Annotated in this window: 21 protein-coding genes; 11 read left to right on the forward strand and 10 right to left on the reverse strand. The window is 30.2% G+C overall.

Translation table 11 applies throughout. The features are described from left to right. Nucleotides 1-25: 25 nt before the first annotated feature. The 5 genes from KXZ80_RS01330 to KXZ80_RS01350 all read right to left on the reverse strand — a co-directional run bounded on the left by KXZ80_RS01330 (nt 26) and on the right by KXZ80_RS01350 (nt 4,510). Complete coding sequence (locus KXZ80_RS01330) at nt 26-979, reverse strand: ABC transporter ATP-binding protein (RefSeq protein WP_021434174.1); 954 nt, start codon at nt 977-979, stop codon at nt 26-28. Beyond that, the gene (locus KXZ80_RS01335; protein WP_038285951.1) at nt 972-2,012 is read right to left on the reverse strand and encodes an ABC transporter ATP-binding protein; all 1,041 of its coding nucleotides are present in this window, start codon (nt 2,010-2,012) and stop codon (nt 972-974) included. Before KXZ80_RS01335 ends, KXZ80_RS01330 begins: the two co-directional genes overlap by 8 nt. 11 nt (nt 2,013-2,023) lie before the next feature. Further along, a complete protein-coding gene (gene opp3C / locus KXZ80_RS01340; RefSeq protein WP_021434172.1) occupies nt 2,024-3,085 on the reverse strand; it encodes an oligopeptide ABC transporter permease in 1,062 nt (353 codons plus the stop codon). Next, entirely contained in the window at nt 3,085-4,029 is a 945-nt protein-coding gene (locus KXZ80_RS01345) for an ABC transporter permease (RefSeq protein ID WP_021434171.1), read from the reverse strand. Before KXZ80_RS01345 ends, opp3C begins: the two co-directional genes overlap by 1 nt. A gap of 121 nt (nt 4,030-4,150) precedes the next feature. After that, nucleotides 4,151-4,510: a DUF3899 domain-containing protein gene (locus tag KXZ80_RS01350; RefSeq protein ID WP_021434170.1), complete on the reverse strand. Its 360-nt coding sequence runs from the start codon at nt 4,508-4,510 to the stop codon at nt 4,151-4,153. Between the two features lie 326 nt (nt 4,511-4,836). Here KXZ80_RS01350 and KXZ80_RS01355 point away from each other — a divergent pair, with 326 nt between their 5' ends. The 4 genes from KXZ80_RS01355 to hprK all read left to right on the forward strand — a co-directional run bounded on the left by KXZ80_RS01355 (nt 4,837) and on the right by hprK (nt 11,333). Next, nucleotides 4,837-6,516 (forward strand): ABC transporter substrate-binding protein, encoded by a 1,680-nt coding sequence (locus tag KXZ80_RS01355; protein WP_021434169.1) that lies wholly within the window; start codon nt 4,837-4,839, stop codon nt 6,514-6,516. A 177-nt stretch (nt 6,517-6,693) separates the two neighbouring features. Beyond that, the gene (locus tag KXZ80_RS01360) at nt 6,694-8,355 is read left to right on the forward strand and encodes an ABC transporter substrate-binding protein (protein WP_021434168.1); all 1,662 of its coding nucleotides are present in this window, start codon (nt 6,694-6,696) and stop codon (nt 8,353-8,355) included. 192 nt (nt 8,356-8,547) lie between these two features. Then, a complete protein-coding gene (gene uvrC, locus KXZ80_RS01365) occupies nt 8,548-10,359 on the forward strand; it encodes an excinuclease ABC subunit UvrC (RefSeq protein WP_021434167.1) in 1,812 nt (603 codons plus the stop codon). Nucleotides 10,360-10,385: 26 nt separating this feature from the next. After that, nucleotides 10,386-11,333 carry an HPr(Ser) kinase/phosphatase gene (hprK, locus tag KXZ80_RS01370; protein WP_021430144.1) on the forward strand — a complete coding sequence of 316 codons (948 nt, stop codon included), beginning with the start codon at nt 10,386-10,388 and terminating at the stop codon, nt 11,331-11,333. 51 nt (nt 11,334-11,384) lie between these two features. Here hprK and KXZ80_RS01375 read toward each other — a convergent pair whose 3' ends face one another. The 5 genes from KXZ80_RS01375 to KXZ80_RS01395 all read right to left on the reverse strand — a co-directional run bounded on the left by KXZ80_RS01375 (nt 11,385) and on the right by KXZ80_RS01395 (nt 18,180). After that, a complete protein-coding gene (locus KXZ80_RS01375) occupies nt 11,385-13,157 on the reverse strand; it encodes an NADH-dependent [FeFe] hydrogenase, group A6 (RefSeq protein WP_021434166.1) in 1,773 nt (590 codons plus the stop codon). Nucleotides 13,158-13,169: 12 nt separating this feature from the next. Then, nucleotides 13,170-15,044 carry an NADH-quinone oxidoreductase subunit NuoF gene (locus KXZ80_RS01380; RefSeq protein ID WP_021434165.1) on the reverse strand — a complete coding sequence of 625 codons (1,875 nt, stop codon included), beginning with the start codon at nt 15,042-15,044 and terminating at the stop codon, nt 13,170-13,172. Between the two features lie 19 nt (nt 15,045-15,063). Further along, on the reverse strand, nt 15,064-15,561 hold the full coding sequence (locus KXZ80_RS01385) for an NADH-quinone oxidoreductase subunit NuoE family protein (RefSeq protein WP_021434164.1): 498 nt from the start codon (nt 15,559-15,561) through the stop codon (nt 15,064-15,066). A 190-nt stretch (nt 15,562-15,751) separates the two neighbouring features. Then, nucleotides 15,752-17,218: a cardiolipin synthase gene (cls, locus tag KXZ80_RS01390; RefSeq protein WP_332844006.1), complete on the reverse strand. Its 1,467-nt coding sequence runs from the start codon at nt 17,216-17,218 to the stop codon at nt 15,752-15,754. A 119-nt stretch (nt 17,219-17,337) separates the two neighbouring features. Further along, complete coding sequence (locus tag KXZ80_RS01395) at nt 17,338-18,180, reverse strand: formate/nitrite transporter family protein (protein WP_021434162.1); 843 nt, start codon at nt 18,178-18,180, stop codon at nt 17,338-17,340. Between the two features lie 319 nt (nt 18,181-18,499). Between KXZ80_RS01395 and KXZ80_RS01400 the strand changes: the two genes are divergently transcribed. The 7 genes from KXZ80_RS01400 to whiA all read left to right on the forward strand — a co-directional run bounded on the left by KXZ80_RS01400 (nt 18,500) and on the right by whiA (nt 24,526). Then, complete coding sequence (locus KXZ80_RS01400) at nt 18,500-19,264, forward strand: formate/nitrite transporter family protein (protein ID WP_021434161.1); 765 nt, start codon at nt 18,500-18,502, stop codon at nt 19,262-19,264. A 175-nt stretch (nt 19,265-19,439) separates the two neighbouring features. Beyond that, complete coding sequence (murB, locus tag KXZ80_RS01405) at nt 19,440-20,354, forward strand: UDP-N-acetylmuramate dehydrogenase (RefSeq protein WP_021430181.1); 915 nt, start codon at nt 19,440-19,442, stop codon at nt 20,352-20,354. 4 nt (nt 20,355-20,358) lie between these two features. After that, nucleotides 20,359-21,072 (forward strand): PHP domain-containing protein, encoded by a 714-nt coding sequence (locus KXZ80_RS01410; RefSeq protein WP_021434160.1) that lies wholly within the window; start codon nt 20,359-20,361, stop codon nt 21,070-21,072. 14 nt (nt 21,073-21,086) lie between these two features. After that, a complete protein-coding gene (gene rapZ, locus KXZ80_RS01415) occupies nt 21,087-21,944 on the forward strand; it encodes an RNase adapter RapZ (protein ID WP_021434159.1) in 858 nt (285 codons plus the stop codon). A 15-nt stretch (nt 21,945-21,959) separates the two neighbouring features. Continuing rightward, nucleotides 21,960-23,069 (forward strand): gluconeogenesis factor YvcK family protein, encoded by a 1,110-nt coding sequence (locus KXZ80_RS01420; RefSeq protein WP_021434158.1) that lies wholly within the window; start codon nt 21,960-21,962, stop codon nt 23,067-23,069. A gap of 64 nt (nt 23,070-23,133) precedes the next feature. After that, nucleotides 23,134-23,559 (forward strand): NUDIX hydrolase, encoded by a 426-nt coding sequence (locus KXZ80_RS01425; RefSeq protein WP_021430207.1) that lies wholly within the window; start codon nt 23,134-23,136, stop codon nt 23,557-23,559. A gap of 16 nt (nt 23,560-23,575) precedes the next feature. Then, complete coding sequence (gene whiA / locus KXZ80_RS01430; protein ID WP_021434157.1) at nt 23,576-24,526, forward strand: DNA-binding protein WhiA; 951 nt, start codon at nt 23,576-23,578, stop codon at nt 24,524-24,526. The last annotated feature ends 127 nt before the right edge of the window (nt 24,527-24,653 follow it).

A 24,653-nucleotide genomic window follows, 5' to 3' on the forward strand; every position in this document is an offset into this window, starting at 1 on the left:
TAAGACATCTCCTTTTTTTATTTAATTAGTTAGTAGCTTCTCGCTCAGCTAATTCTTTCTCATATTTTTCCATTTCAGGATCAGAACCAAATATAAAGTGTCCTGGTCTTATTTCAACCCATTTAGGTTCATGTTCAGAATAATCATGAACACTAGTATCGTATTTTATACGAACTCTATGTCTTTCATGTTCTGGATCTGGAAGTGGTATAGCTGACAACAATGATTTTGTATAAGGGTGTAGAGGATTAGCATAAAGTTCTTCAGAAGTAGTTAATTCAACTAATCTTCCATGGTGCATAACTCCTATACGATCACTTATATATTTAACCATTGAAAGGTCATGAGCTATAAATAAATAAGTTAATCCTTTTTCTTTTTGTAACTTTCTAAGTAAGTTAACAACTTGAGCTTGGATAGAAACATCAAGAGCAGATATAGGTTCGTCAGCTATTATAAATTTAGGTTCTATAGCTAATGAACGGGCTATACCTATACGCTGTCTTTGCCCTCCAGAGAACTCATGAGGATATCTTCCTGCATGTTGTTCATTTAATCCAACAGTTCTTAATAATTCGTAAACAGTCTTAGTTCTTTCCTCCTTTGTTTTACATAATCCATGTATATCAAGACCTTCAGCTATTATATCCATAACGGTCATACGGGGATTAAGACAAGCCATAGGATCTTGGAATATCATTTGCATATTTTTATTTACAAATGATTTAATCTTTTTATCTAATTTTTTACTTGATATATTTTTACCATCAAATACTATTTCACCAGCAGTAGGGTCATATAATCTTATTATAGCTCTACCAGTAGTAGATTTACCAGAACCAGACTCTCCAACAAGACCAAAAGTTTCACCTTCATAAATATGAAAACTTATATCATCAACAGCTTTTACAACTGTGCTTTTATCTATTGGAAAGTATTGCTTAAGATTTTTAACCTCTAATAGTTTTTTCTTAGTCATTTGAAGACACCTTCTTTCTTCCTATACTTGCAGGTCTTTCTATTTTAGGAGCTAAAGGGTGTAATAACCATGTAGCAGCACTATGAGTTTCACTTATTTTAAACATAGGAGGCTCTGCAACAAAATCTAGTTTAAGAGCATTTGTATTACGTAAGGCAAAAGCATCACCCTCAGGCGGATTCATTAAATCTGGAGGTGTACCTGGTATATTATATAAATCATTTTCACCAACATCTAAACTAGGCATAGAAGCTAGTAGCCCCCAAGTATATGGATGTTGAGGATTATAGAATACATCATCAGAAGTACCGACTTCTATTATTTTACCAGCGTACATAACAGCAACTCTATCTGCCATATTTGCAACAACACCAAGGTCATGAGTTATAAATATAACAGCAACTCCAGTTTTCTTTTGAATATCTTTTATAAGCTCTAGTATTTGAGCTTGTATAGTAACATCAAGAGCTGTAGTAGGCTCATCCGCTATAAGGATTTTAGGATTACAAGCAAGAGCAATGGCTATAACTATACGTTGACGCATACCACCTGAGAATTGATGCGGATATTGTTTCGCTCTCTTTTCAGGGAAAGGTATACCAACAAGGTCTATAAGTTCAATAGCTTTTTTCATTGCTTCATCCTTAGATAATCCTTGATGTTTTATTATACCTTCTGCTATTTGTTTACCAATAGTAGTAGTAGGGTTTAATGAAGTCATAGGGTCTTGGAATATCATTGCTATATCTTTACCCCTTATAGATTCCATTTCTTTTTCTGGTAATTTTGCTAAATTTTTTCCGTTAAATAAAATTTCGCCTTCTTTTATAATAGCATTTGAAGACATTATTCTCATAATAGTTTTACAGGCAACAGATTTACCAGAACCTGATTCTCCAACTATCGCGAGAGTTTCTCCTTTATGTAGATCAAAAGTAACATTTCTTACGGCTTGAACTTCACCACCAAAAGTTTTGAAGTGAACCTTTAAATTCTTAACTTGTAACAATTTTTCTTTTTCCACAAAACTCATCCCCTTTCTAACTATTGATTACGCATTTTAGGGTCAACAGCATCCCTTAATCCATCAGCAAGTAAGTTTAAACTAAATATTAATAAACATATTACCATTGAAGGTATGAACATCATATATGGATTTGTTTGTAATTGTTTAAATCCATCGTTTATCAATACTCCTAATGATGCATATGGAGGTTGCAGTCCTAATCCTATAAAACTTAAGAATGCTTCATAGAATATAGCAGAAGGTAATGAGAACATCATCATAACAACTACAGGACCTATTATATTAGGGAATAAGTGTTTTACAATTATCTTCTTATCAGATGCACCTAATGTTCTAGAAGCTAAAACGAACTCTTGATTCTTAATTCTAAGAACGTGAGAACGAACTATTCTAGACATTCCGGTCCATCCGGAAATAGCCATTGCAAGGGACATTGATAAAACACCTGGTTCAAATACTAAGATAAATAATGTAAGTATAACTAAACTAGGTATACCAGTTAGTATTTCAATAAAACGTTGCATATACATATCCACTTTTCCGCCATAATAAGCAGAAACACCACCATAAGTAACACCGATTAATAAATCATAAATAGCAGCTAGTATAGCTATAAAAAGAGATACTCTAGCTCCAGTCCAAGTACGAGTCCATAAGTCACGTCCTAAGTCATCTGTACCAAACCAGTGATTAACTCCATCTTCTACACCTTTTTGTTTGTATGAATCAACTCTTTCTTGAGTTCCATCAAATTTTTTCTCTATTTTAGTACCGTCCATGATTCCTAAAGAAGAAACAACAGGCATTCTTGGAGGTAATTTAGCATGACGTAAATTTTGTTGATCATAAGCATATTCATTAAACATTGGGCCAAATACAGTAAGGAAACATATTATAGATAATATGATTAAACCTGTAAGAGCACCTTTATTTCTAAATAGTCTTTTTCTAGCATCTTGCCAAAATGTTAAACTTGGTCTAGTTATAGCTTCATGCTGAGTCATATCAGCAGGACTGACTTCAAATAAGTCAGCAGTAAGTTGAACTTCTTTACCATCAATAATAACTTTATCTATCATTAAGCTTTCCCCCCTGCAACACGAATTCTAGGATCGATTATTCCATAAAGGATGTCAACTAATAAGATAACTCCTATATAAAGTGCACTATAGAATATAGAAACACCTGATATACAGAATAGGTCATTAGTAGTTATAGATGATACTAATAAATCTCCTAATCCAGGAACAGCGAAAACTTTTTCAACAACTAGAGAACCAGTAAGTAGACCAACAGTTAAAGGTCCAAGCATAGTTACAACTGGTATTAAAGCATTTCTTAAAGCATGTTTTACTATTACAGCAGCTTTAGTTAAACCTTTAGATTTTGCAGTTACTATATAGTCTGCATTTAAAACTTCAACAAGTTCAGTTCTAGTAAAACGAGCTATACTTGCTATAGAGAAAAATGCTAATGCTATAGATGGTAAAACAGTCCAAGCATATCTAAAATCTGAGCCTATAGGCATACCCCAAGTAACTGGGAAAATTTGATGTCGTGTAGTTAAATACAATTGTAATAGTGCGGCTAAAACGAATGATGGAACAGAAACTCCTAAAACGGAAATTACAGTTGCGAAGTAATCCCAGAAAGTATTCTTTTTAAGTGCAGCTACTATACCTAAAGTTAAACCAACCACACTTCCTATCATTAGCGCTTGAGCACCTAACATAGCAGAAGGTTTTAAACGAGTACTTATTAAATCCTCAACCTTTTTATTGTCATACTTGAAAGATCTTCCTAAATCACCTGTAAAAACTCCTGTCATATATCTTACATATTGAACTGGAACAGGTGCATCCAAACCATACTGCTTGTTAATCATTTCGACTTGTTGTGCATTCAACTTCTCGTCGTTAAATGGGCTTCCAGGTAATAATCTTACCAAGAAAAATGTAACAGAAATAACGATTAGTAGTGTCATAAGCATAAGAGTAAGACGTTTTAAAATATAGCGACCCATCGCTACACCCCCTTGAATAAAATAGTATTAATTTAAAAATAAATTCTGATATGTATTGATGTCAGAATTTTGAAACTATTTAAAATGTAGTTTTATTAAGTTTATGATGCATTATGTAAACTTATGAATAAATTGTAAAACTTATTAATAACGTGCTTAAAGATATGATTAAACCTGATGATAAAAGTGAATTTGTGTTAGTAAAATGGTATCTTCTTTTTATATAATCATCTATATCTATATTTCCTTCAGACAACAAGCCTCTACTTTTTTGAATTTGATTACAAACTTTATTATATGCATAAATTGTTAAATTAAAAAAACCTTGTTCTGTAACATAAAAGAAAATTCCTAGTGTTAAATAAAATAATCCTATCATAAAAGATGAATTTATAAAAGAAAATCTTTCAAAATCATTAAACAAATAATATGAAAAACTTATAACTAAATTTAATATAATTAGCATATTAAATTTTTTCAAAATATTAATCCTCCCATCTAATTTTAAATTTATAACGGTACTGAAATTAGTTTTATTATAATATTAGTACGGTTTTACAAAAAAAACAATAATTTATATAAAAAATTTATAATATTTAAAAAATTTAATTAAAGGGTTTTTTCGAATAAAGTCTAACTTTTATTAATATAAATTAATATGAGCATAATAAAATGCCATATGCATGACGAAAAATAAATATGTCTAAAAAATAAATATTCAAAAAATAATGACATTTTAAAAAAATTATCCTATAATGTAAATTAATAAATAAATATGGTTGAAATAACCAATAAGGGGGATGTGTTATGGTTTTAAAGAAAAAAATGGCTGTAATGTGTGCAACATCTGCAATTGCTGTTATGGCATTAGTTGGATGTAGTAGCACAGGAGGGAATACATCTAGCGGAGGCAGCAGCACAGGAAAAGGAGACGGCAAGGCCTTAGAAGTACTTGCGAATAAAAATGCTAGAGCCGCGATTGCTATGTCTGTTGATAGACAAGCAATGTGCGATACTATATTAAATAATGGAACAATACCAGCATCATATTATGTAGCGGAAAAATTAGCATATAATGAAGCTGGAAAAGATTATAGAGAAGTAGCTGGGAAAATGGGCTATGAACATAATAAAGAAGAAGCTACTAAATTATGGCAAAAAGCTAAAGAAGAAGTTGGTTTTGATACAGTAAAATTAGAATTATTATCATTTGATTCTGAAAGTAGTAAAAGAACAGCTGAATTTATGCAATCAGAACTTCAAAGTGCTCTTCCAGGATTAACAGTTGAAATAAAGTCACAACCATTTAAACAAAAACTTGATTTAGAAAGTAAAGGAGATTTTGATTTATCTTATGCATCTTGGAATCCAGATTATCCAGATCCATTAACATTCTTAGAAACTATGCAACCTGGAATACAATATGCTAAAAATACAAGTTATAAAAATGATGAATATAATAAGCTTATAGAAGAAGCTAAAAATGCAGAAAAACAAGAAGATAGTTGGGCTAAATATGCAGAAGCTGAAAAAATGATGTTAGATGATGCTTATCTAGTTCCATTGGTACAACAAGGATCTTCATATTTACAAAAATCATATGTAAGCGGAAGACTTACTCCATCATTTGGGGTTCCAGCAATATATAATTGGGTACAATTAGGAGAAGGTAAGAAAGAACTTAACATAACAAATACTTCAGATATACCTACATTAGATATAAGTAAAGCTGAAGATACAGTTTCATCAGAAGTACTTATGAATACTATGGAAGGTTTAGTTAAGTTAGATAAAGATGGTAAGCTAGCTCCAGGAGTTGCTGAGAAGTGGGAAAAATCAGAAGATGGTAAATCATGGACTTTCCATTTAAGAAAAGATGCTAAATGGTCAAATGGAGATACAGTAACGGCTAAAGATTTCGAATACTCATGGAAAAGAACTTTAGATCCAGCAACAGCATCAACTTATGGATTTATTATGTATGATATAGTAGGTGCAAAAGATTATAACTTAGGAAAAACAGATAATGCAGATGGAGTAGGAATAAAAGCAGTAGACGATTATACATTAAAGGTTGATTTAGCAAGACCAGTGCATTACTTTGACAGTTTAATGTTCTTTAAATCATTCTTACCACAAAATGAAAAAGCTGTAAAAGAGTTTGGAAGTGAGTATGGAACTGCAGTTGATAAAGTTGTTTATAATGGGCCATTTACACTAAGCAATTGGAAGTTAGAAGATATGTACACAATGAGTAAAAACCCTAATTACTGGGATGCAAGTTCAGTTAAGATAGATAAAGTAAATACTAAGATAGTTAAAGATCCAAATGCAGCTCTTAACTTATATGAAACAGGATCTATAGATATAGTAGGATTAAGTTCTGAAAATGTTGATAAATACAAAGATTCTCCAGAATTTAAAACAACATTAAAAGCATCAGTAAACTTCTTCCAAATAAATGGAGGGAAAGGTGCTAGTAAGTAAGATTTAATTAAAATTAAAAATAGCAGGGATGTATCAAAAGTTATATATTCCTGCTATTTTCTTATAAAAATATAAATTTAGGAATTAAGGACAAATTTAGGCACATATAATATAAAAACATATATATGCATTATCACAAAAGTACTTAAAAATTAACTTATTTGGGGAGGTAATTCAATGGTTTTTAAAAAGAAAATGGCCTTAATGAGTGCTACTGCAGCAATAACTGTAATGAGTATGGTTGGATGTAGTAACAGTGGTGGTTCCTCATCAGGAAGTGGAGCAGCAGGAGATCCATATGAAGTGCTTGCTAACAAAAATGCAAGAGCAGCTATATCTATGGCTATAGATAAAGAAACTCTATGTGACACAATAATAAACAATGGATGTACAGCAGCTGATTATATAGTTGCAGAAAAATTAGCTTTCAATGAAGATGGTAAAGATTATAGAGAAGTAGCTGGAGAAATGGGCTATAAATACAACAAAGAAGAAGCCACTAAACTATGGGAAAAAGCTAAAGAAGAAGTTGGATTTGATACTGTAACATTAGAATTATTATCATTTGATGCAGAAAGCGCTAAAAAAGAAGTTGAATTTATGCAATCAGAACTTCAAAATGCATTACCAGGATTAAAAGTAGAGATAAAAGTACAGCCATTTAAACAAAAACTTGCATTAGAAGAAAAAGGAGATTTCCAACTTACTCATTCAGGATGGTCACCAGATTACCCAGACCCATTAACATTCTTAGAGACTATGCAAAGTGGATTACAGTATGCTAAAAATACAGGATATAGTAATCCAGAATACGATAAGCTTATAGAAGAAGGTAAAACAGCTGGAAGTCAAAAAGAAAGTTGGGAAAAATATGCAAAAGCTGAAAAAATGATGTTAGAAGATGGATTCTTGTCTCCTCTTTACCAAAAAGGTGTATCTTACCTTCAAAAACCATATGTAAGTGGAAGACTTACTCCAACTTTTGGAGTTGATGCAATATATAACTGGGTAGAATTAGGAGAAGGTAAAAAAGAACTTAATTTATCTCTTACATCAGATATACCTACATTAGATATAAGTAAAGCTACAGATACAGTTTCATCAGAAGTATTGATGAACACTATGGAAGGATTAGTTAAACAAGATAAAGATGGTAAGTTAGCTCCAGGTATGGCTGAAAAATGGGAAAAATCAGAAGACGGTAAATCATGGACTTTCCATTTAAGAAAAGATGCTAAATGGTCAAATGGAGATCCGGTAACAGCTAAAGACTTTGAATATTCATGGAAGAGAACTTTAGATCCAGCAACAGCATCAACTTACGGATTCATTATGTATGATATAGTAGGAGCTAAAGATTTCAACTTAGGAAAAACAGATAATGCAGATGGGGTGGGAATAAAAGCAGTAGATGATTACACATTAAAAGTAGATTTAGTAAGACCAGTTCACTACTTTGATAGTTTAATGTTCTTCAAATCATTCTTACCACAAAATGAAAAAGCTGTAAAAGAATTCGGAAGTGAATACGGAACTGCGGCAGATAAGATATACTATAATGGACCATTTACATTAAGTACTTGGAAAATAGAGGATGTATTTACAATGAGTAAAAATCCAGATTATTGGGATGCAAGCTCAGTTAAGATAGATAAAGTAAATACTAAGATAGTTAAAGATGCAAATGCAGCTCTTAATTTATATGAAACAGGATCTATAGATATAGTAGGATTAACTTCTGAAAATGTTGATAAATACAAAGATTCTCCAGAGTTTAAAACAAGAGAATCTGCAGGAACATATTTCTTACAAGTTAATGGAGGAAAAGCAAAGAAATAAAAATATTGCATATAAAATAATTTAAATTAGAAGGATAAATATAAGGTAGACTTTAAGCTATGAAATGCTTTTAAAGTTATTAAAACTTGTATTTATCCTTCTTTAATTATTTTAAGGCATACTTTAAATATCTTATTATTTGAATGTGATTTAGGGTATAATTTTATTATAAATTAAAGCCGAGGTGAAACAATGTTTGATATACAAGAACAGTTAAAAAAGCTTCCAGCAGAACCTGGGGTTTATTTAATGAAAAATGAAAATGATAAGATTATATATGTTGGAAAAGCCATATCTCTTAAAAATAGAGTAAGGCAATACTTCCAATCTTCTAAAAATCATACATCAAAAGTAAAATCAATGGTAAAGAACATTGCAAAATTTGAATATATAATAACTGATTCAGAATTAGAAGCGTTAATTTTAGAATGTAACTTAATAAAGCAATATAGACCCAAGTACAATGTGCTTCTGAGAGATGATAAGACATACCCATATATAAAAGTAACTGTAAATGAAGATTATCCAAGGGTTTTAAAAGTAAGAAAGGTTTTAAAGGATAAGGCTAAATATTTTGGGCCATATACAAATATAACTGCTGTAAATGATACTCTTGAGATAATAAGAAATACTTACCCTATAAGAACATGTAATATAGATATAGAAAAAGCAATAGCAAATAAAGTTCGCCCATGTTTAAATAAACATATTAAAAAATGTATAGGACCATGTACAGGTGAAGTAAGTAAAGAAGAATACAATAAAATGATAGAGGAAGTAATTTTATTTCTATCTGGGAAAGAAGAAAGATTAATAGAAATTTTAAAAGAAAAGATGAATAAATGTGCAATGGATTTTAATTTTGAAGATGCAGCAATTTATAGAGATAAAATTAGAAGTTTAGAAGATATGGTTCAAAAACAAAAAATAGACTCAGGAACTTCAGATTTAAATGAAGATATAATTGCTATGGCAAGAGCGCATGACGAAGCTTGTGTACAAGTGTTTTTTATAAGAAATGGAAAAATAGTAGGAAGAGAACACTTTATTCTAGAAGGTGTTATGGATAGCTCTCGTAAATCTATTTTATCATCTTTTGTTAAACAGTTTTATATATCTCAAGATTATATACCTAAAGAAATTATAATAGAAGATGAGATAGAAGACAGCTTTGTTTTAGAAGAATGGTTAACAGATAAAAAAGGTCAAAAGGTAAATATAAAGGTTCCTCAGAAGGGAGACAAGAAGAACTTGATAGAAATGGTTAGAAAAAATGCTATTGAATATCTAGAAAAGTTCTCAAATTTAAATAAATTAAAGTATCAAAAAAGTATAGGTGCTCTTGAAGAACTTAAAAATATTTTAGGGTTGAAAGATACACCAAAACGAATAGAATCATTTGATATATCAAATATACAAGGTGTAGATTCTATTGGATCAATGGTTGTATTTACAGATGGTAAAAAGGATAAAAAAGAGTACAGAAGATATAAGATAAAAACAGTTGAAGGTCCAAATGATTATGACTCTATGGCAGAAATAGTGGAAAGAAGAATAAAGTATGAAAACTTTCCAGATTTAATATTGTTAGATGGAGGAAAAGGTCAAGTAAGTGCAGTTAAAAAAGTTTTAGACAGATATGGTGTCAATATTCCTCTATGGGGCATGTATAAAGACGATAAACATAGAACAAAAGGATTAATTTCCCAGGAAAAAGAAATAGAACTCGATAAAACATCTAATTTGTATAGATTTGTAGCAAGCATACAAGAGGAGGTTCATAACTATGCTATTTCATATCATAGGAGTTTAAGGAATAAATCTTTGACAAAATCAGTGTTAGATGATATACAAGGAATAGGAGAAAAAAGAAAGAAAGCATTATTGAGTCACTTTAAAGGCATAGAAGAAATAAAAGTTGCTAGTTTCGAAGATTTATTAGAAGTAGAGGGAATGAATAAGTCTTCAGCAGAAAGTGTATTTAAATTTTTTAACAACAAATAACTTTTATCAAAGGAGTAAATTACACAATGGAAATAGATAATGAGAGAAGTGAAAAGTCAGTTTCAATTAGGCAATTAATAAAAGATTTAGATTTAGAAGTAGTAAATTTACCTGATGATGTAGAATATTATGTTCACTATCAAGATATACACAGACCAGGTTTACAGTTTGCAGGTTATTTTGAACACTTTACTTATGATAGAATCCAAATAGTAGGAAGAACAGAATACACTTATTTTAGTCATATGGATAAGAATGTGAGAAGGTCGGTTCTAGATAAATTTTTTAGTTATGAAGTTCCAGCTTTAATAGTTTCTAGGGGTTTAACAGTAAAAGATGATGTTATAGAAATGGCTAAAAAACATAATAGAGTAGTTTTAGCAACAAAGCGTAATACTACAAGATTAATAAATAAATTATCTAATTACCTAGACTCAAAATTATCTCCTACAACTACTATACATGGGGTTTTAGTTGATGTATTTGGAGTTGGAGTGTTAATAAGAGGGGAAAGTAGTGTTGGTAAATCAGAAACAGCTTTAGAACTTGTTCAAAGAGGACATAGATTAATAGCAGATGATGCAGTAGAAATAACTAAAGTTGACGAGAATATACTTATGGGACAAGCTCCAGAAGTATTAAGACACTTTATGGAAATAAGAGGAATAGGTATAATAGATGTAAGAAGCATGTATGGAATAGGTGCTGTCAAAGATTCTAAGGTTATAGATTTAGTTATAAGATTAGAATCTTGGAATGATAAAACTTATTATGATAGATTAGGATTAGATAAAGAGTATGAGGAAATATTAGGAATAGATGTAGAAAAACTAATAGTTCCAGTAAAACCAGGAAGAAATACAGCTATGATTTTAGAAGTTGCAGCTATGAACTTTAGACAAAAGCGTATGGGATATGATGCAGCAAAAGAGTTTACAAAGAAGTTAGCGACGTTAATAGATAAAAATAAATAAGGTGTGACGATTTGTCACACCTTATTTTTATGTTCAATATAAGCAAATTTACTATTCAGTAGCTTTAGCTAATTCTTCATCACATTCGAAAAAATTGCTTTTATCGAAGTAGTGAGTATGAAGGTATTTATGAGCTAAATCACCACATGGATTACCTAAAAACTCATCATACAGTGTATTTACTGCAGGATTTTTATGAGATTTACGGATTTCTTTATTAGAATCTATATTGTATAACCCTTCAGATCTTGATTTAACTATAGAATAATCTCCGCGGTGATAAGGTTGACCTGCTCCTGCTATACACCCTCCAGGACAAGCCATTATTTCTATTATGTGATACTTAGAATTACCAGCTTTAACATCATCCATTATTTTCTTTGCATTTCCTAAACTGCTAGCAGCACAAACGTTTATTATTGAGTCTCCAATAGTAATACTAGCTTCTTTTATTCCATCAAGACCTCTAACAGATTTAAAATCTAAACTTTCTAGTTCTTGACCAGTAACCCATTCATAAGACGTACGAAGAGCGGCTTCTAATACGCCTCCTGTAGTACCAAATATATCAGCTGCACCTGTAGATTCGCCCATTGGATTATCGAAATTTTCATTATCTAAATTTAAAAAATCTATTCCAGATTCTTTTATCATTTTAGCAAGTTCTCTAGTAGTGATAGATACGTCAACGTCTAAAATACCATCATTTCCTAGTTCAGTTCTAGAAACTTCATATTTCTTTGCGATGCAAGGCATAACAGAAACCACAGTTATATCTTTAGGAGATATATTTATTTTAGAAGTAAAGTAGTTTTTAGCTATAGCTCCAAACATGTTTTGAGGAGACTTACAGCTAGAAGCTAAATTTAAACATTCAGGATAATGGTGTTCTAAGTAGTTTATCCAAGCAGGGCAGCAACTTGTTAAAATTGGTAAATTTTTGTTTTCTTTTAATCTATTTATAAATTCAGAAGCCTCTTCAAGTATAGTTATATCAGCTGCAAAATTTGTATCAAATACATATGTAAAACCTAATAACTTAAGAGCAGAAACCATCTTTCCAGTAGTTATAGTACCTGGAGCAAGCCCGAATTCTTCACCTAAAGCAACTCTTACAGCTGGAGCAACTTGAACCACTGTTGTTTTTTTAGGGTTATTAATTTCATCCCAAACTAAATCTATATTATTAACTTCAGATAAAGCCCCTGTAGGACAGACAGCAACGCATTGTCCGCAGAAAGAACAGTTAGTTTTAGCCATATCTTCGTTAAAGAATGTAGATACCATAGTTTCAAATCCACGATTAACTCCTGATAAAACTCCTACCTTTTGTATTTCACTACACATAGTTTCACATCTTCTGCAAAGTATACATTTATCATGGTTTTTAACTATAGACTTACTAGAATTATCAATTCCTAAATTAGTTTTTTCACCTTGATAACTTATATTTCTTACTCCTAAGTCATGAGCAATAGTTTGAAGTTCGCAATTTCCATTTTTATCACAAACCAAACAATCTTGAGGATGGTCTGATAATAACAGTTCAACTACAGTTCTTCTTGCATTTAAAGCACGAGGAGTATTAGTTTGAACTTCCATACCTTCCTTAACATTAGTAGCACAAGCAGGTACTAAACCTCTTTTAGTATCGACCATACATACACGGCAAGAAGCGCATTTATTATGCATATTTATTTCATCCATATGAAGATGACATAATGTTGGAATTTTTATATTTAAATTTTTAGCTGCATCAAGTATTGTAGTTTCGTTCTCAACAGATATATTTTTACCATTTATAGTTAAATTAACTAGACTCATCGATTATCCCCCTTATCTCTTAATTATTGCATTAAATTTACAGTTGTCCATGCAAGCTCCACATTTCAAACATTTTGATACATCTATTTCATGCTTTTCTTTAACTGAACCAGATATACATCCAGCAGGGCAAACTTTAGAACATTTTGTACACCCTATACATGAATCAGTTATAACAAAGTTTAATAGTGCTTGGCATTTGCCAGAAGGACATTTTTTATCAATAACATGAGATTTATATTCATCATAGAAATAGTTAAGAGTACTTAGAACTGGGTTAGGAGCAGATTTTCCTAATCCACATAAAGATGTACTTACTATAGTTTTAGATAAATTTTCTAAATCTATTAAATCTTGTTCCGTACCTTTTCCATCTGTTATTTTTGTTAATATTTCAAGTAGTCTCTTATTACCTATACGACAAGGTGTACATTTACCGCAAGATTCTTCGACTGTGAATCCTAAGAAGAACTTGGCGATATCAACCATACAGTCAGTATCATCTAAAATAAGCATACCTCCTGAACCCATCATAGAACCTAGGTTACTTAAATTATCAAAATCTATAGGAGTATCTAAGTAATCAGAAGGAATACAACCTCCAGATGGACCACCTGTAAGTACTGCTTTAAACTCTCGACCATCCGGTATACCACCGCCTATATTATATATTACATCTCTTAGAGTTGTACCCATTGGTATTTCAACAAGTCCTACATTATTTATCTTTCCTCCAAGAGCAAAAACTTTAGTTCCAGAAGATTTCTCAGTTCCTATATTTTTATACCAATTACCGCCATTGCTCAAAATAGGAGGTATATTTGCAAAAGTCTCAACGTTATTTGCACAAGTTGGAACATCCCAAAGACCTTTTTTAGTTGAGCTATAAGTTTTCATTCTAGGTTCTCCACGATTACCTTCTATTGATCTCATTAATGCGGTACCTTCACCACAGACGAATGCACCAGCTCCGTATTTAAGTTCTATATTAAAGTTAAAATCAGTTCCTAATATATTATTACCAAGAAGTCCTAAATTTTTAGCTTGAGATATAGCTAGTTGAAGTCTTTCTATAGCAAGTGGATATTCAGCTCTTATATAAATATAACCAGTATCTGAACCTACTGCATAACCACAAATAGCCATAGCCTCTAGAACTTTATGAGGATCTCCTTCTAATATAGATCTATCCATAAATGCACCAGGATCGCCTTCATCTGCATTACAAACAACATACTTTTGATCAGATATAGATTTTCTAGTAGCTTCCCATTTTATTCCTGTTGGGAACCCTGCACCGCCTCTACCTCTAAGTCCTGAAACTTTTACTTCTTCTATAACTTGTTCAGGTGTTAACTCAGTTATACATTTACCAAGCGTTAAGTAACCATCGTTTGCTATATAATCTTCAACTTTTTCAGGATTTATGTATCCACAATTATGTAGAGCTATACGCATTTGTTGTTTATAAAAAGAAATATCCTCAGAAGCATGTACCTTTTTGTTTTCTGAAGCTTCCAAATACAACAATCTATCGACTACATTTCCTTTTACTAAATGTTCTTGAACAATTTCTTTAGCGTCATCGGAACTAACCTTTACATAGAAAACGTTATCAGGATGAACCTTAACAATTGGACCTTGAGCACAAAAACCAAAACAACCTGTTAAAGATACACTCACAATATCTTCCAAGCCTGCATTTTTTATTTCGGATTTCAAACTATCGATTATAGGCATACTATTTGCAGCTCTACATCCTGTATCTCCACAAACTAGTAATTCTTTTTTACTATTTTCATGGATTGTATTATTTCTTAAAGATAAATTTGGTTTTAACTCATCGATTAGATCTCTTAACTCATTAAATGACTTTATTTTACTCATCTATTCCCTTCCCCCTTAATTAACAAGTAGCTTCTATTTGTTTATATTCAGCTATTATATCTTTTACTTGATCAACCTTAACTTGACCATAAACTTTTCCATTTACAACAACTACAGGAGCTAGGCCACAAGCTCCAACACATCTAAGACCTTCAAGAGAGAACATAAGGTCAGATGTAGTTTCCCCAGATTTAATCCCCAATTGTTTTTCAAATTCAGCAAGTATTTTGTCTGCACCTTTTACGAAACAAACCGTGCCTAGACAGACACTTATTTTATATTCACCTTTTTGTTCAGTGGTAAAGTAAGAGTAAAAACTTACAACACCATAAACTTTAGCTGGTGATACATCTAATTTTTTTGAAATATGAAGTTGCACTTCTTTTGGTAAATAACCAAATAGACCTTGTGCATGGTGTAAAACTTGAATTAGAGCCCCTTTTTTAGTAGGTAAAGAATCTATAAATTCATCTAATTCTTTAAATACATCATTGTTACATTGAGAACATCTACACATACAGAACCTCCTTGATATTAAACTAAAACTTTATTTTTATAATATATTAATACATTTGTCGTGATATACATATTATAGCGTATTTACTATAAAGTTTTTACCAAATTTCTAAATTTTCAAAAAATAAAAAAATAACAAAAAATAAAATAAAAACACCCAAAATAATATATTTATTTTAGGTGTTTTTGTTTTATAAAACAGGAGATAGAAGTCTTGATATAGATTCTTTAAACTGAATAACTCTAGATCTGTTATCATACATTTCCTGAGTTACTTGTACACATTTTTCTATATCTGCTTCAAATATCTCTTTTTGTTTAATTGCAACATTAGAGCAATACATAAATGCATTAACTTCAAAATTAAGTTCAAAACTACGGATATCCATATTTGCAGTACCTATAGAACAAATTGAGTCATCTATAACTACTGTTTTTGAATGAAGAAAAGCATTCTTATCATAAGTATAAATCTTAGCTCCAAATTTTAAAAGTTCTCCAGCATAAGAATAGCTTGCCCAATATACAAATGGATGATCTGGTTTAGATGGAATCATTATTCTTACATCTACACCTGATAAACATGCTATTTTTAGAGCATCAAGCAAAGAACTATTTAATATAAGATATGGAGATTGGATATATAAATATTTTTTAGCTTTTTGAATCATTTTTAAGTATCCATATTTAATTTCGTCTATTTCTGATAAATCAGGACCACTATTAACTATTTGTATTCCTACATTGCCATTATACGGATTAATATCATCATTTAAATACTTAGTAAAACTAATATCTTCATGAGTAGTATATCTCCAGTCCATCATAAATCTAAGATTTAAATCATTTACTGCAGATCCTACTATTTTAGTATGAGTATCTCTCCAGTAACCAAACTTAGGATCTTTTCCTAAATATTCATCCCCAACATTAAATCCACCAACAAATCCTACTTCGCCGTCGATTACAACTATTTTACGGTGATTTCTAAAGTTTAAGTTGAAGTTTATTATCTTTAAGAATGAAGGGAAGAAAGCTCCGATCTTACCTCCAGCTTTTCTTAGCCTTTGAATTCCTTTTTCAGATAAAAGTCTACTCCCAACTGTATCATATAAAAGTCTAACCTCTACACCTTCAGAAAGTTTTTCAATAAGAATATCTAAAATTTCATTTCCTATTCCATCGTCTTTAAAAATATAAAACTCAATGTGAATATATTTTTTAGATTTTTTTAATTGAGCTTTTAATTCATCAAAGAATTCGTAACCATCAGTATAGATTGAAACTTTATTATTTGTAGTATATGGAGCACTATTTAAGGTAGCTAAAGAGTAAATCATATCTCTATGTTCTACTATACTAGGTTCAAATTTCTCTGAGTACTGTAAGAAATCTGCAGATTCAATCATTCTGCTTTTTAATTTTTTATCTTCTTCTTTTTTTAATTTGAACATATTAACTTTATTCATTTTTCTACCAAACACTATATATAAAACAAAACCTGCTGGAGGAACTATTGTTAAAATTAAAATCCAAGCAACTGAAGATTCTATACTTCTTCTTTCTCTAAATATCATATTAAGAATAACTAAAAAGTTAATCACATATAGAGCTATTACTAAAAATTCATATGAAAAAATTACGGATAAAATGATAATCCCCTCCTTAAATGCATTTTACGTAATTAGATAATTATATTAATTATAACAAAAAGACAAAAATTTAACCATATAAAAACCCTCTTATGCATAATAAGAGGGTTTAACAATATATAATATTAATTTTCGCTTTTACTCATAAATAAGAAGTAGTAAGATCCTGCGATTATCATACCACCTATTATGTTACCTATAGTAACTGGTAGGAAGTTATGTAATAAAACATTTCCAAAGTTAAAGTTTGCAACATCAGCTAAAGTTTTATGAGCTGCTTCTAAATATGTTGGGTTTAATTTAACAATTAAACCAGCTAATAAATATCCCATGTTAGCAACAACGTGTTCTACTCCGATACATACGAATACGAATATTCCTAACCAACCCATTATTACTTTTCCTGAAACAGATTTAGCTGCATATGAAGCCCAAACCGTAGCACAAACTAATAAGTTACATACTACACCTGAAGCTATAGCTGCGAAAAATTCTATGTTTGATTTACCAACAGCAGTTTTTATAACAACTCCACCGTATAAACCATTACTCCAGTCAAATACACCAGATTTAGCAACTAAAGCGGCAGCAAAAGCAGCACCTATTAAGTTTCCGATCCAAACTAAAGACCAGTTTTTAAAAGTTTGGCCCCAAGTTACTTTTTTCTTTAACGCTGCTAGTGTTATAAGAATGTTACTTGTAAATAAGTCTCCACCTGCTATTAATATAAGTACTAGACCAGCAGGGAACATAAGTCCAGCAACCATTTTTCCTAATCCGTAAGTCGCTGGATTAGCTAATAAGTTATATGATGCAGCAATAGAACCTAAAGCTCCTAAAGCTATATACATTCCAGCTAAAAATGCAGAAACTAAAACTTTTTTAGTTGGAGTAGTCGCTTTTTTTATTCCTGCATGTAAAGTATACTCAGCAACTTCAGCAGGTGTAAGCATTTTTTTATCACTCATTTAAAATTCCTCCTAATATAAAAAATATTATAATTAATTTAAAAATTTTATAAATACACAACTTCAACAATTATACAACAAATTAATTCTTTTGTATACAAAAAACGACATACAAGAAAATACAAAATTTAGGAAATAAAAAATTATTTTATTTAATTAAATTTAAAATATTGAGAAAATTTAGTCAAAGTCTTTGCTTGACTAGATTTTGAAAATTTTAAAAATGGATTTTAAATTATAGTAATGTTTCTAATTATTTTTGAAATTAATTATAACAAGCTTCATATAATTAAATATATAAATTTTAGGGGGAATATTTATGGATAAAAATTTTTTGACTCCAATAGAAATAGCGAATGCAACTGTAGAATCGGGGATAAAGAAATCAAAATTATCTACGAAAAAAAGTGTATTACTAGGTATTTTAGCAGGTTTATTTATCGGGTTAGGGGCGTTAGGTAATATTTTAATTAGTCAAACTATAAAAGACCCAGGTTTAGCAAAATTTGCAGGAGCAAGTATATTTCCAATAGGACTTATGTTAGTTGTAGTTTGTGGAGCTGAGTTATTTACAGGAAATAACCTTATGACAATGGCAGTTATGGATAAAAAAATAACAACCAAGGAAATGATTAGAAATTGGGTATTAGTATATATAGCAAATTTTATAGGAGCAGTTATACTTGTGGCGTTTGTTTATTTTAGTGATACTTTAGTTAAAGATGCAGCTATAAAGTCTATAAATATAGCACAAAGCAAAGCCAACTTAGGATTTACAAGTGCTTTTTTAAAAGGAGTAATGTGTAATATTATTGTTGTTTTAGCTGTATGGTTTGCAACAGCAGGAAAAGATATAGTTTCTAAAATTTTTGCATGTTGGTTTCCTATTATGTTATTCGTTTTATGTGGATTTGAACATAGTATAGCTAATATGTTTTTTATTCCTATGGGAATGGCTCTAGGAGCTGATGTATCAATTTTACAATTAATTTTTAATTTAATAGCAGTTACACTTGGCAATATAGTTGGAGGGGCTATTATAGTTCCATATATATACTATAATTGTTATTTAAAAGAAGATTGATTAAATTTTAATAGCAAATAAAAAACGTTGATAGTTATATCAACGTTTTTTAGTCTCAATTCAAGGTTTTTTGTATATTGTTATTTTGTTTTTAATACATTATTATAGTATATGGATAATTTTAATGTAAAGAAGAAATTAAATGAATAAAGAACACCAATTAGGAGGAAATATAATGAATAAGGAATTTATATATAAACATTTATTAAATATATTAAATAAGGAAGACATACTTTTAGACGAACCAATGAAAAATCACATATCGTTTAAGGTAGGAGGTCCAGCGGATTTTTTAGTAAAACCAAGAAATGAAGAACAGCTAAAAGATTTAGTATCTTTATTAAAAAAGGAAGAGATACCATACTTAATTGTTGGTAATGGATCAAACCTTTTAGTTAGAGATGGAGGAATAAGAGGTGTAGTTATAAAAATAGCTGACAATTTCAATGAGTTTAGAATAGAAGGAAATACTGTTTATGCACAATCAGGAGCACTACTTTCTTTTATGGGTAAAGCTATATTAAATGAAAGCCTTACAGGGTTTGAGTTTGCAGCAGGTATACCAGGAACTTTAGGTGGAGCTGTAGCTATGAATGCAGGTGCGTATGGCGGAGAAATGAAAGATATAGTAAAAAGTGTTAAACTTATGGATTTTGAAGGAAATATATGCGAATTAAGTAATGAAGAAATGCAGTTTTCTTACAGAAAGAGTATAATAAGTAAAAAGGAATATATTGTATTGTCTGCAATTATAGAATTAAAAGAAGGTAACTTTGAAGAAATAAGAGAATCTATGAGAGAATTAACAAAAAGTAGGGTAACAAAACAACCGTTAAATCTACCAAGTGCAGGAAGTACTTTTAAAAGACCAGAAGGGTATTTTGCAGCAAAACTAATAGAAGATAGTGGATTAAAAGGATTAACTTTAAGAGGAGCTCAAGTTTCAGAAAAACACTCTGGATTCGTAGTTAACTTAGGAAATGCGACAGCTAAAGATATACTAGATTTAATATATATAGTTAAAAATATAGTGAATTCTAAATTTGGTATTATGCTAGAAGAGGAAGTTAAAATACTAGGAGATGAATAATAATATGAAAATAATAGCTGATTATCATACTCACACTGTATACAGCCATGGAAAAGGAAGCATCGAAGATAATGTAAAAGTGGCTATTGAAAAAAATATCGAGAAGATAGGTATATCAGATCATGGGTATAAGCATATTGCATATGGAGTTAAATATGATAATATAGCAAAAATGAGAGAAGAAATAGATAGGCTTAATGAAAAGTATCCTGAAATAGAAATACTTTTAGGAATGGAATGTAATATATTAGATGATAAAGGAAATATAGATGTAGATTATAAAATCTCTAAAATGTTAGATTACACTATGGCAGGTTATCATTTTGGATCAATGCCAACATCTATAAAAAGCGCTCTTAATCATACATTTAATTATTTAAGAATTAAAGGACATTGCAAAGATTACAATACAAGAGCTGTAATAAATGCCATTGAAAATAATGATTTATTTATAGTTACTCACCCTGGAGATAAAGGGGATGTATATATTGATGAAGTGGCAAAGGCGGCTGCTAAACACAATACCTTACTAGAAATAAATTCACACCATGGCAATTTGAGTGTTGAACAAATAAACAAGGTGAAAAATATAGGTGTAGAGTTTGTTATAGGATCAGATGCACATACTCCAAATAACGTTGGTAATTTTGAAAAAGCCTTAGAAATTGCAAAAGAAGCAAACTTGGATTTTAGCCTTATAAAAAATATTAAACTTTAAGAGGGGGAGATAGTATGAGATTTATAATAGTAACAGGATTATCTGGATCAGGAAAAAGTGAAGCTATGAAATCTTTAGAAGATATTGGATTTTATTGCGTAGACAATTTACCTCCAACTCTTATAACTAAATTTGCGGAGTTATGTTATCAAGGAAATTCTAATATAGACAAAGTGGCTTTAGGGATAGATATAAGAGGAAGAGAGTTCTTTGAGACATTACATGAAAGTTTAAGTTACTTAGAAAAAGAAAATTATAAATATGAAGTTTTATTTTTAGATTGCGCAGATGATATTTTAGTAAAAAGGTATAAAATGACTAGAAGAAATCATCCATTAGCTAAATCCACTCAAATAACAGAAGGAATAAAAGAGGAAAGAGAAATTCTTCAAACTTTAAGGGATAAGGCTGATAGTATAATTGATACTAGTAATATGAAACCTAGGGATTTGAAAGATGAAATAAGCAAGCTATATATAGAAGGAGAAAAAACTCCTAAACTTACAATATCTGTAGTTTCATTTGGATTTAAACATGGAATACCTATAGATTCAGATTTAGTATTTGATGTTAGATTTTTACCAAATCCATATTATGTAGAAGAGTTAAGGCCTCAAACAGGGGAAGATCAAGTTGTAAGAGATTACGTAATGGACTCTGATGTAAGTAGAGAATTTTTTGCTAAGTTAGAAGATATGGTGGATTTCTTAATACCTCATTATATTGAAGAAGGAAAGAATCATTTAGTTATAGCTATTGGGTGTACAGGCGGGAGACATAGATCTGTAACAATTTCTAATTTACTTTATGACGATTTGATTAAAAAGGGCTATAGAGTTGTAAAAAAACATAGAGATTACACTCTTAGATAAAATTTGGAGGGAATTATGACATCAGTAATAATTTTTATAGGATTAGTGGGGTGGATTTTTTCACTAAGTGTAGCTTTTTTATACCTTAAAGAAAAAAAAGAAAACTCTAATAAAACTATAAAAAATAATATAAAAGAAGAAAAACCTAGGGTAGTTGTAATAGGAGGAGGAACAGGTCAATCAGTCTTTTTAAGAGGACTAAAACATTACACTCCTAATATAACGGCTGTAGTAACTGTTGCTGATGATGGTGGAGGATCAGGAGTATTAAGGGAAGATTTAGGTATGTTGCCTCCTGGAGATATAAGAAACTGTTTACTTTCATTAGCTAATATGGAGCCTACTATGGATGCTGTTATGAAATATAGATTTACAGATGGTGCTTTAAAAGGTCAAAGTTTTGGAAATTTATTTTTAGCAGCTATGAATGGAGTTTACGGAAATTTTGAAACTGCTGTTTATAAAATGAGTGAAGTTTTTGCTATAACAGGTAGAGTTTTACCTGTAACGCTAGAAGATATAAATTTAATAGCAAATCTTGATAACGGAAATATAGTAAAAGGTGAATCCAACATACCAAATCAAGTGAGAGTTCAAAATACGAAAATTAAGAGTATAGAACTAGAACCTAAAAATGCTAAACCATTAGATGAAGTTATTAAATCTATAAAAAACACAGATATTATTGTTATAGGTCCAGGAAGTTTATATACAAGTATAATGCCTAATTTATTAGTAGATGGAGTTATTGATGCAATAAAAGAATCTGAAGCTCCTAAAGTGTATATATCAAACATAATGACTCAACCTGGAGAAACTGATAACTTTAATGTTGTAGACCATATAAATGCTATAAATAAACATTGTGGGGAAAATATAATTGATATAGTAATAACTAACAATGAAGTTTTACCAAAACCTGTATTTGAAATTTATAATAAAGATGGTGCAAGCCAAGTATTATTAGACAAAAAACAAAAACAAACACTGGAAGATATGGGAATAAAAGTGGTAGAATGTAATTTAGTAGAAATAAAAAGTAACTATATAAGACACGATGCAGATTACATATCTAATGTAGTTGTTAATTTGGCACTAAGTCATATTTATGATAATGAGAAGTAAAAAAGGATTTTAAAAATTTATGTAGAAATCCTTATTATTATGTTATTTTAAGGAGTGAACACCAATGAGAGAAGAGGTTAGTGCCGGGGGCGTAGTATTGTTTGGTAATGCAGTGCTCTTACTTAGAAAATTTAATGGAGACTGGGTATTGCCTAAAGGAAAAGTTGAAATTGGAGAGAATAAGGAAGATGCAGCACTTAGAGAAGTTCTAGAAGAAACAGGTGTAAAGGCTGATATACTAAAGTATTTAGGTGAAATACATTACACTTTCAAGGAAAATTGGGATGAAAATAAAGCAGTTCATAAAACTGTATATTGGTATTTAATGCAAGCAAGAAATATGGATACTATTCCTCAAAAAGAGGAAGGTTTCATCGATGCTAAGTTTGTTCACTTAGATAGAGTAGTAGATTTAGCTAGATATGACGATGAAAAAGAAATTATAAAAGTTGCTTTAGACGAGATTAAAAAAAGATTAAAAAAGAATTAACTATAGGTGATGAAAGATGTCTTTTTCAGCAGAAACAAAAAATGAGTTAGCTAGAATTTTTTCGGATAATGAATGTTGTAATATAAGTGAACTTTCTGCAATAGTCAGATTAGCAGGAAGTATACAAATCGCTGGGTATAAAAAATTAAATTTAAAAATAAGTACTGAGTTAAACTCGACTGCTAGAAAGATTTTTAAATTATTAAAATCTAATTTTGGAATTAACACAGAGATATCGGTAAACAAAAATCAAATGTTAAAACGAAATAGCAGTTATGTACTTATGATTACTAGTGAAATGGGTGCGGAAAATTTATTAAGAGAGTTAGGTATTTTATCTCAAGAAGATTATTTCTTTACGATGAATAAAGTTCCTGAGGGTCTTATTAAAGACAATGACTGTATTAGAGCTTTTATAAGAGGTGCTTTTTTAGGTGGAGGCTCTATTAGTGATCCAGAAAAAAATTACCATTTAGAATTTGTAACAAATAATGAAGAATTTGCAGAGTCCTTAAAGGATCTTATAAATTCGTTAGGATTTAATTCAAAAACTGTATCTAGAAAAAATAATTACGTAGTATATCTAAAAGAAAGTGAACAAATATCAGATTTATTAAATATAATAGGAGCTCACCAAGCTTTATTAAGCCTTGAAAGTACGAAGATAGTAAAAGAAATGCGAAACAACGTAAATAGAATTGTTAATTGTGAAACAGCTAATTTATCAAAAACTGTTAATGCAGCTGTTAGGCAAATAGAAAATATAAAGTATATACAACAAAAAGTAGGATTAGATCACATTCCACCAAATTTAAGAGAGATAGCAGTTTTAAGAATAGAGTATGAAGATTTAACATTAAAAGAACTTGGAGAAATGGCTAGTCCTCAATTAAGTAAATCAGCAGTTAACCATAGGTTAAGGAAAATAGAACAAATAGCAGATAATTTAAGATTGAAATTCGAATAAGAGGCATTATGCCTCTTTTTTTGATTAATATATATATATTGTGGTAAAATTACTTTTATAATACATAGGAAATTATACACTTTTTATAATTATGAATTAACGTAATTTTCGTATATGTATTTCAAAA

Origin of the sequence: Paraclostridium bifermentans, from assembly GCF_019916025.1 — a bacterium.
In the GTDB taxonomy this organism is placed as follows: domain Bacteria; phylum Bacillota; class Clostridia; order Peptostreptococcales; family Peptostreptococcaceae; genus Paraclostridium; species Paraclostridium bifermentans.